The sequence below is a fragment of the Tychonema sp. LEGE 07196 genome (genome assembly GCF_963890365.1).
Classification (GTDB): domain Bacteria; phylum Cyanobacteriota; class Cyanobacteriia; order Cyanobacteriales; family Microcoleaceae; genus Microcoleus.
In genome coordinates this window covers 1-2,246 of the sequence record NZ_CAWPRX010000052.1, presented here as the reverse complement: position 1 = coordinate 2,246, position 2,246 = coordinate 1, and the positions used below count along the sequence as shown (strand labels likewise).

Annotated in this window: 2 protein-coding genes; both read left to right on the top strand. The window is 45.7% G+C overall.

The window, feature by feature from the left end; translation table 11 throughout:
• Nucleotides 1–328: 328 nt before the first annotated feature.
• Nucleotides 329–688, top strand: a complete 360-nt coding sequence (locus tag AACV78_RS06855) for a VOC family protein (protein ID WP_194010737.1) — start codon at nt 329–331, stop codon at nt 686–688.
• Nucleotides 689–691: 3 nt separating this feature from the next.
• Nucleotides 692–1,972 (top strand): recombinase family protein, encoded by a 1,281-nt coding sequence (locus AACV78_RS06850; protein WP_194010736.1) that lies wholly within the window; start codon nt 692–694, stop codon nt 1,970–1,972.
• The last annotated feature ends 274 nt before the right edge of the window (nt 1,973–2,246 follow it).

The window sequence follows — 2,246 nt, the reverse complement described above, 5'->3', positions numbered from 1 at the left end:
CCCTCCCCGCGGGAGGGGAGGGTTGGGGTGGGGTGCTTTGGATTTTTGCAAGAGTTCTAATCAAGTGCTTTATTTTGGGAATGATATCGAGTTCGGAACTCGCCTAAAAATTTTCGGTTTCAGCCGCTATTTGAGAGCAGCAATTTTTTGATTTCCAGTGCAAAATTCAGCATTAACTTATATAAATAATATTGCTTAAATTGTGGGAATCAGTATTAAAAGTGACAGCTAGTGTTATCATGTCAAAAATTAACAAACATCAACCAATCTGCGTTGATCGGCGCTCATCAGCCAGCATCAGCGGTCAAAAAATTAATATTCAACAAAAATGCAAATTACTCAACCCCTCCACTGTGCCATCCTAGTTTCCCAACTAGAAACATCTGAACACTTTTACAGCAATGTATTAGGACTGCAAAAAATCGATCGAGAATTAAAATTTCCCGGAATCTGGTATCAAATCGGCAACTTCCAGCTTCACCTAATTTTAGCAGCAACAATTATACCAGATGCCATAGATTCCCAAAAATTGGGACGCAACCGACATCTAGCATTTTCTGTGGCAAACTTAGAGGAGGCAAAACAACAATTAATAGCCAGCAATTGTCCGGTACAAATGAGTGCGTCAGGTCGATCGGCATTATTTACCCAAGATCCCGACGGTAACATCATCGAACTCAGCGAGTAACAGATGAAAATCATCGCCTACTCTTACAGCGAACCGCTACTAGAAGCCGCGCCAGCGCCCGAAATTTGGGGCCAAGAGGTCGATCGCATCTATCAAGACTTAGGAGGGCGACAGCAACTGCAACAACTCCTAAAAGATTGCCAAACAGAACCAGTCAAATACCTATTAATTCAGCGCTTTGAAGAACTGGGCGACACAGTACAGCAAGTGTGCGCGCACCTAGAAAAACTCGAAAACCTCGGCATCGAACTCATTGTCACAGACGAAAAACAAACCGAAAACAGAGCAAACTTACTCAAACTCCTCGCAGAAGTTCAGCGCAGCCAACACAGCCGCAGCATTCGCAAAGGACACGCCCGCAACCGCATCAAATCCCTTCCCCCACCAGGAAAAGCCCCCTACGGCTATCGGCGCGGCAAAGACAAATATACGATCGACAAAACCGCTTCCCCCGCCGTCAAAGACTTTTTCGATCACTTTCTCATCTACGGTTCCCTGCGCGGTTCCGTGCGCTATTTAGCAAAGAAATACAACAAAAAAATCTCCGTCAGCACAGGCCGCCGCTGGCTGACAAATCCCGCCTACCGAGGCGATTTAGAATATCAAAAGGGCCAAGTCATTTCTAACACCCACGTCCCGATTATTTCCAGAGAAGAAGCCGCCCAAATAGACCGATTGTTGCGCCGCAACCGCCGCCTTTCTCCCCGCAGCGCCAGCGCCCCGCGTTCCCTCGCAGGTTTAGCAATTTGTGCGGAATGTCGATCGCCCATGACAGTTGCAAAAGTCACCTCCTACCGCAAAGATCGAGAATACCTTTATTTGCGACCGATTAACTGTCTGTCCCAGCCCAAATGCAGCGGTATTTCCTACGAAGAAGTATTGCAATTAACTATAGCAGGAATTTGTCGGGATTTGCCCGATGCCGTCGCCCAGTTGCAAATGCCGCAGATGAACGCAATTAAAGCAGGAATTGCCGGATCTATCTGCTCGAAACAAGAAATCATAGAGCAATTACCAGCCCTGATTGAAAGTGGCATTTTTGACAAAGAAACCGCCGAACTGAGAGCCTACAAAGTCCGCACGGAAATAGCCGAAATGCAAAGCAGGCTCGCACAATTGCCCCCAGTCAACTTGCGAGAAACCGCGCAAACAGTTTCTCTTCCCCAGTTTTGGCTGGATTTGTCGGAATCGGAACGCAGGTTTTATTTTCGTGAGTTTATCGATCGCATTGAGATAGTCCGGGAAAATTCCCTATTGAAACTGCAAATTATTTTCATTTTTTAACAGTCGTAAATCAACCCGGACTTGCTATAGCCTTTCTCAAAAAGGTGATATCATTTCCGGTCGATTACCATAGAAAATACTGTTTGTGCGCGTCCACAAAAGTACCAAATATGGAGCGTATGCAAGCCCGCACTACGAACCTTATACCATTTGTGACAAGTTAAGAAAAAGTGCAAATTGTCAAGGGGGTAGACAAAAAAAGGTAAAATAGGATGAAACCTTTACCGGGCAAGCAGTTGAGCCCGAGTTGAACCAGTTATGATTCGCAACAAAA

Bases quoted from the DNA above. Each gene is read 5' to 3' on its own strand.
- AACV78_RS06855 (WP_194010737.1), top strand. From the start codon at position 329: ATGCAAATTACTCAACCCCTCCACTGTGCCATCCTAGTTTCCCAACTA.
- AACV78_RS06850 (WP_194010736.1), top strand. From the start codon at position 692: ATGAAAATCATCGCCTACTCTTACAGCGAACCGCTACTAGAAGCCGCG.